Origin of the sequence: Planococcus chinensis (assembly GCF_020071995.1) — a bacterium.
Lineage (GTDB): Bacteria > Bacillota > Bacilli > Bacillales_A > Planococcaceae > Planococcus > Planococcus chinensis_A.
In genome coordinates this window covers 340,311-346,929 of record NZ_JABWTK010000005.1, presented here as the reverse complement: position 1 = coordinate 346,929, position 6,619 = coordinate 340,311, and the positions used below count along the sequence as shown (strand labels likewise).

At 42.8% G+C, this 6,619-nt stretch carries 7 protein-coding genes; 3 read left to right on the top strand and 4 right to left on the bottom strand.

Going from position 1 to position 6,619, the window contains the following annotated elements; translation table 11 throughout:
- Window positions 1-160: 160 nt before the first annotated feature.
- Both HU147_RS10865 and HU147_RS10860 read right to left on the bottom strand, forming a co-directional pair.
- Complete coding sequence (locus HU147_RS10865) at window positions 161-595, bottom strand: hypothetical protein (protein WP_224076238.1); 435 nt, start codon at window positions 593-595, stop codon at window positions 161-163.
- Between the two features lie 22 nt (window positions 596-617).
- Window positions 618-1,823, bottom strand: coding sequence for an aminotransferase-like domain-containing protein (locus HU147_RS10860; protein ID WP_220629694.1), 1,206 nt, complete (start codon window positions 1,821-1,823; stop codon window positions 618-620).
- Window positions 1,824-2,247: 424 nt separating this feature from the next.
- Here HU147_RS10860 and HU147_RS10855 point away from each other — a divergent pair, with 424 nt between their 5' ends.
- Window positions 2,248-2,889, top strand: coding sequence for a hypothetical protein (locus tag HU147_RS10855; protein WP_224076237.1), 642 nt, complete (start codon window positions 2,248-2,250; stop codon window positions 2,887-2,889).
- Between the two features lie 60 nt (window positions 2,890-2,949).
- On the opposite strand, the gene HU147_RS10850 is transcribed toward HU147_RS10855, so the two are convergent.
- Complete coding sequence (locus HU147_RS10850) at window positions 2,950-4,008, bottom strand: ketopantoate reductase family protein (protein ID WP_224076236.1); 1,059 nt, start codon at window positions 4,006-4,008, stop codon at window positions 2,950-2,952.
- 392 nt (window positions 4,009-4,400) lie between these two features.
- Between HU147_RS10850 and HU147_RS10845 the strand changes: the two genes are divergently transcribed.
- Window positions 4,401-4,745, top strand: a complete 345-nt coding sequence (locus HU147_RS10845; RefSeq protein ID WP_224076235.1) for a hypothetical protein — start codon at window positions 4,401-4,403, stop codon at window positions 4,743-4,745.
- Window positions 4,746-4,837: 92 nt separating this feature from the next.
- On the opposite strand, the gene HU147_RS10840 is transcribed toward HU147_RS10845, so the two are convergent.
- Window positions 4,838-5,338: a VOC family protein gene (locus HU147_RS10840; RefSeq protein WP_224076234.1), complete on the bottom strand. Its 501-nt coding sequence runs from the start codon at window positions 5,336-5,338 to the stop codon at window positions 4,838-4,840.
- Between the two features lie 190 nt (window positions 5,339-5,528).
- Here HU147_RS10840 and HU147_RS10835 point away from each other — a divergent pair, with 190 nt between their 5' ends.
- Complete coding sequence (locus tag HU147_RS10835) at window positions 5,529-6,434, top strand: oxidoreductase (RefSeq protein WP_224076233.1); 906 nt, start codon at window positions 5,529-5,531, stop codon at window positions 6,432-6,434.
- Window positions 6,435-6,619 lie beyond the last annotated feature (185 nt).

The following is a 6,619-nucleotide window of genomic DNA, read 5'->3' as shown; positions in this document are numbered from 1 at the left end:
GCAGCGCAGAATATCAAAAAAATGACCCTCCTGCTTAACAGGAGGGTCTAAAAACTCGATGTTCAATTGATTTTTCATTCAAAAACAAAGAGCTTGATGGTCAAAACCTTAGTTTCTCAACAAGCTGTAAAGGAGGCATCCCTTAGGGTGCCTCCTTTTACTAACCTTCTAAACTCAATAAATCAATTCCTTGCACTGCAAAAATCTCCATCATTTCGGGGTAGGAATAGGCAAGGCAGACTAAAAAATCCTGGATTGAAAAAACGAGCTTGCCTTCCCGGTAAAAATCGAAGTTCCAAAGCGGATACAAATAGTGATCTTCTCTCGGAACCATATGATGCCAAAACAATTCTCTGGACTCCGCATTCAAAGGTCCGCGATAAACCGTGCTGTCTTTCATGCCATCCCATGGAAAAACTTGAATCCCTTCCAACTTTTCAAACTCCGGTTTGCCCGTCAGCAAAGGATTTTCCGCATCCCATTCTCCATCCGGGTACATGATTTGAAAACTGTCGCAGACCGACAGTGCGATGCCGAAAAGCTTTGGCCATTCGGGCTCGGCTTCTATATTTTGGATAACGATATATGTTTCCAAAAAATCTCTCCTCTTGTATGGTTCAATTGTTTTCCTGCGGAACCGTTCTCCCGATCACTTGCCCTAAAAGTTCGATTCCTTTTACAATCTGTTCTTCTTCCGCATAACTGAACGACAACCGGAGGAATTCACGGCCTTCCTCCTGGTTCAGGAAAAAGTATCTGCCGGGCACATATGCCACACCAGCCGCGAGTGCTTCTGGCAGCATTTGGACTGTATCCACTCCCGGTACTTGGACCCAAACAAAGTATCCGCCGCCCGGTGTATACCAGGAAACCGACTTCGGCAAGAATTTTTCCAATGCCGCAACCATTACACTGCTTTTTCGCTGATAAGCATCCTGAAGCTCTTGAAGATGGCCGTCAAAATCCAGTCCTTCTAGATATGAAGCCATGGTTGCCTGGGCGAAGGGATGGTGCAAATCTTTTTTGAACCAGTCCATAGCCGTGATTAATTCCTCCGCTCCTGCCACCCAGCCGATCCGCATGCCCGGCGCGACAACTTTCGATAAGGAACCGACATAAAGCACACGGTTGCCCGGATCCATCGCTTTCAACAAACGCGCTTGTTCCCCGAATGCCAGTTCACCATAGGCATCGTCTTCTAAAACCAGAAAATCGTAGCGTTCTGCCAATTCCAGCACCTTTTTTCTCCGTTCCAGCGTCATTGTCGTCCCCGTAGGATTTTGGAATGTCGGGATGGTGTAAAGCAAGCGCGGCAAAGTTTCCCCTTTCGCTTCTTTGTCTGCCAGCATTTCTTCAAAGCGGTCGGTATCGAGCCCGTTTGCGTCAATCGGCACATCCATGAAATGCTCGGTATAATTTCCGAACACCTCCAACGCCTCCATATAGGTTGGCGCCTCAATTGCTACAACGGCTTCATCATCAAGCAAAATCCGGGAGATCAAGTCAATGGCCTGGCAAGCTCCGGATGTGACCAAAAGTTCTTCCTCGGAAAGAACGACTTCTCGTTTTTGCATGCGCTGCTGGATAAATTTTTTTAACTCCGGAATTCTCGGGCTGCCGATATAGTGGAGCGGCAAATCCTGTTCTTCATCAATCAAGCGCGCAACTGCCTCTTTTATTTCTATGGAAGGCACCAAGACCGGTTGCGGATAACCTGAATTCAGGCGAATGCATCCCGTTGGTACGACAGTCATCCATTGTCCCGGCGGATCATTTTGGAAGGCCCGTTTTATATCTTTGGAAAAAGGAAAATTATGTTTCATATGTATGAGCTCCTTTCGGATTTAAAGTAGTTATCTCTATTCTACATGAAAATTGTTAAAGCATTCTGGAAACTTCACCGATAAAAAAAGATCAACAGATTTGGTCCAACAGGCGAATTGAACTTCTTTTCTTCATATCTATACTGAGCTTGAACTGTTTAAAAAAACAAACACTTTATCCTACTAAAGAATACCTTGATATTAGTAAATAAATTTAAATTATTTATTCTAAATTATATAAATTATCTGACCTTTATAGTATAATTATCGTGCAAGTTCAATATTTTTTGTCGCGAGCCGTATAAAAAGGGGGGCCATATTTCTCTCAAAAAATACTTTAAAATGCTGATTGCAAGTTTAATCTCTGTCCATTTAATGTAGAGGCTAACAAAAAAATCAAATTTTAAATAAGGGAGAATCAGACATGAAAAAGTTTGCTATGATTTTATTGACTTTTATGTTGATATTCGGCTTTTCTTCCATGACGTTCGCAGGCAGCGATAATCATAAGGGAGACAACAACACCACTGAAAAAGTGACTTTCCATAAAGGCGTCACGACCATCGTAAAGACGACAAAAGAAGTGACCCATGACAAAGTGGTGAAAGTAGAAAAAGACACCGATTACAAAACCGTTAAGAAATCCAAAAAGGACACTTACCAAGAATCTAAAGTAGAAAAGAAACGTGAAAAACATCCGAAGCATGATTGGTATAGAGACGTATTCATTAAAACTACTTTTGATATAACCAAAACGACTTCTTGGGATCAAGTAACAGCCATCCACACCATTAAAAAATTCACGACTCCGGTTAAAATTACCAAAACAACAGTTACAACGATTAAGCATAGAGGCAAACCAGGAAGCAACGGCAAAATCATCAGCAAAGACACTGAGAAGTTTGTCGATAAAGATTTCGGAAAAACCACAAAAGAAGTGACGAAGGAAAAAGAAACATTCAAGAAAAACGAAAAAACCTATTTTGACAAAAAGGTTGTTAAAGTAGAGAAAAACCATGGAAAATGGGAGAAAAACGGGAAAGACAAAGGCAAAAAACACCACTAATTATTAAGAACAGGCTCCAGCCAATATGGAGCCTGTTCTTTTTAGTTTCCCTAAACAATTTTACTTCTTTGCTTTTTTGAGTAAGCCTGCTAAAACAATTACTCCAATCGCTACTCTATAAACCCCTCCCCACCTGATAGGAATGCTTTTTGATCCAAAAGGCAGCGCCTCTTTGGTGCCGTAAGTAAATTCAGCGAGTTCATCCAAAGTCGGGGTCGGGGTATTCCCTGTCCGGATCAACTCAAAAAATTCGTCGGTTAAATGCCGCACTTCATCCGGGACGCTTTCCAAATGGCCCATCACATTTTCAAATGTGGCGCCTTTTGCCATTTGGCCAAGAGCCAGAACAAACAGCGGTTCCGGAATCCATTCGATGATGCGTAGTGTGGGAGGAGTTATGGGTACTCCGGCATTCTGGAGTGCATGGAAAGCTTCAGGCAGCGCACGCTTCAAAAGCACATGGGCATCCCGGGTTGCAGCAAAATGCTCCAAGTCTGTCTTGCATGCATAAACAGCCGGAGCAAGCGTCGGAATTAGCAGAGCGACATGCGTCTTCAGCCAATCATCCATATCCTTTCGGATTTCTGCACGGTAGCCGCGCATGGAACTTAAAATGTCCGCTACTTCATAAGTTCGCGGAAGAATGCTTCCATCCACTTCACCAATCGGTAGGACCGTTGGTTTCTTTTCTTCCACCGGCATCATATACATAATATGGCCTTTCTTATATCCGCCTGGAAGCGGAAAACCCACCATTACCCGTTCTTTGCCGAGAGCTTCAACAAACCGCTGCTGTCCGGCAGCATTGTTCATCATGAATAAATAAGTTGGAACCTTTTTATTCGCGGCCAGTGAAGGCAATACATCCGCCACCAAATTTTTGCGGATTGGCACGATGACCAGATCGTATATATCTTCTTCAGCAAAACGTTCCACCACCGGAAGCCTTGTCACTGTCTGTTCCCCCGTTTTCGTATTCTCCGTAACAATGCCGTAAGTCTTTAACTCCTGTTGCCGCTCCCCGTGATCAAGCAAGAATACAGAGTGCCCCGCTTCTGAAAGGCGTTCGGCAAATAGGCTGCCGAACGGCCCTACCCCATAAATTAAAATCTTTTTCACGATTTTTCCTCCTTTTTGTGTTATAGCAATAAAGTTCTTTGCTAAATGGAGAGGTCAATCAGCTGCAAGTTTCTTCCACGAAACAAAACAGGACTATGTATTTTGATATTTCCCTGTTCTTATCCAACTATTATCCCGAAAAAATAAAATAAATTTATTTTTTATAATTTTCGGATAATTGTAGTAAATTTTTGATTTATGTTGTACAATATCCGCAAGGACAAGAAATTTTTATTAAATAGACATTTATAGAAATTTCTTGAAACCATTTCATATCCTAAGTGAGAAGGAGGTCATACTCTCTAAAAGTACATAAATAGGCAAGTTTATAACTCTACGCCCCTACAGACTAGAGAATAAACAAAATCTAATTATGAAACGGAGAGAACAACATGAAGAAATATCTTTCAATCTTGATGGCATTATTTTTAGTGTTCGGCTTCTCAGCAACTGGAGCATTGGCACATGGGGACGACGGACATGATAAAGACAAAGACGGTTACCATGAAAAGCACAAAAGAGATCATGATAATAAGTATGATAAACGTGATAAAAAAGATGACTATAAATACAAACACAAAAAACATGATAAAAAGAAACACAAAAAGTATCATAAAAAATATCACAAAAAACACAAACACGATCGCGGCGATGACAAATGCAAAGATAAAAAACATTACAAACACGGCAAACATTTCTACAAGCACCACAAAAAGCATCACAATCATAAACACTGACAGCTAAAATAAGAACACCAGATCAAGCTCCTTTTTAAAGGAGCTTGATCTTTTACACTTACCTTAAAATTTTCAAGCCACTCCCAAAGTCTTTAACCTTTGTACACCCGTTGAAGTTCATTCAAATCCAGCTTTTTCATTTGCATAAATGAGTTGGTGACACGCTCCACTTTTTCGGTGTCCGGATCCACCAGCATCTCATTCAACGCAACCGGTGCCACTTGCCACGAAACCCCGAATTTGTCTTTCAGCCAGCCGCAAACCTGCGCACTCTCGTCTCCGCCTTCGGTCAGTTTATCCCAGTAGTAATCAATTTCTTCTTGGGATTCGCAGTTGATGATGAACGATACAGCTTCCGAAAATTTAAACTCAGGACCGCCGTTCAACGCCATAAACGCCTGCCCTCCGATTTGAAATTCGATACTCATGATTGAACCAGGTTCCTTGTGATGAATTTCCTGCCCCGCCTTCACATAACGGGTGATCCGGCCGATGCTTGAATCCTTAAAAACTGAGGCATAGAAATTTACCGCCTCTTCTGCCTGCATATTAAACCATAAGCACGTGGTGAATTTTTGCATGATCTCTGCCACGCTGTTCTCCTTCTTTCCTAATAGCGTTAAATGCAAGGAGTGGCTATGTAAAATTATTAGAATTATCAGATTAATATCAACTTCATCTTACAACATCCGTTTAGGGAAATAAATCATTTTTTTATTTGTTCTGATTTGGTTCTCATGATAAGTTGAAAAGGATTCGCACTCTATAGCAGGAGCTGATTTTGTGGAAAAACATCTACTGGCAGGAAAAACCGCCATCATTACAGGTGCCAACAGCGGCATCGGCCTGGAAGCGGCAAAAGACTTGGCCGGCAAAGGGGCACGGATTGTGATGGCTGTCCGCAATCTGCAAAAAGGAAATGCAGCACGGCAAGAAATAATCGGCCGCCATCCACAGGCACAAGTGGAACTGATGCAACTGGATCTTACCGACCTGACCAACATCCGTTTTTTTACTGAGTGCTTCCGGAGCGAAAACGATTCACTCGACTTGCTCATCAACAATGCCGGTGTGATGATGCCTCCCTACACTAAAACCAAGGACGGTTTTGAACTTCAATTCGGCGGCAACCATCTGGGGCATTTCGCATTGACCGGCCTCTTGCTGCCTTTGCTGATTCAAACGTCTTTTTCGCGCGTGGTCACCATTGCTTCCCTCGCCCATAACCGCGGCAAAATCGACTTTGGCAATTTAGACGGTTCTAAAGGCTATAAAGCGAAGAAATTTTACAACCAAAGCAAACTCGCCAATCTGATGTTTGCACTCGAATTGGATAAAAAACTGAAACAGTATGGCCACCAAACCATCAGCGTGGCTTGCCACCCCGGCATTTCCGCCACCAATATTTTTAAACTCGGAAAACGGGATGCCCCAAAGTTTTTGAGAAACGCCGCTAATTTCTATTTGCAGCCGCCGGAAATGGGCGCACTTGCGACAGTTTATGCGGCAACTAATCCTGCCTTGAGCGGCGGCGAATACATAGGCCCGGACGGCAAAGGTTACCGAAAAGGCTATCCGACGCTTGAAACGCCGCACCACGTCGCACTGGATGCAGCAGTCGCCCACAAGCTTTGGGAAGTTTCTGAAGAACTGACGGGCGTAAAGTTTGATTTTAACAAACACAAATAAAAGTTCCTTTTTTACACAAAACCGGCAGCTCCGAGGATTGGGCTGCCGGTTTTCATCTATTGTCTGAAATGTGGACAGCCTTCTATTCTTTATTCTCTATCCTGAGTCCATTCGATGTCTTTTATTGCCAATCCGCTATATGATATTCGTAAATAGAGATGGCTTCCCTATCCTGCAATTGACTT

Excerpts from the sequence above, each read along its gene's own strand:
- HU147_RS10855 (WP_224076237.1), top strand. The coding sequence starts at position 2,248 with ATGAAAAAGTTTGCTATGATTTTATTGACTTTTATGTTGATATTCGGC.
- HU147_RS10860 (WP_220629694.1), bottom strand. The coding sequence starts at position 1,823 with ATGAAACATAATTTTCCTTTTTCCAAAGATATAAAACGGGCCTTCCAA.
- HU147_RS10845 (WP_224076235.1), top strand. The coding sequence starts at position 4,401 with ATGAAGAAATATCTTTCAATCTTGATGGCATTATTTTTAGTGTTCGGC.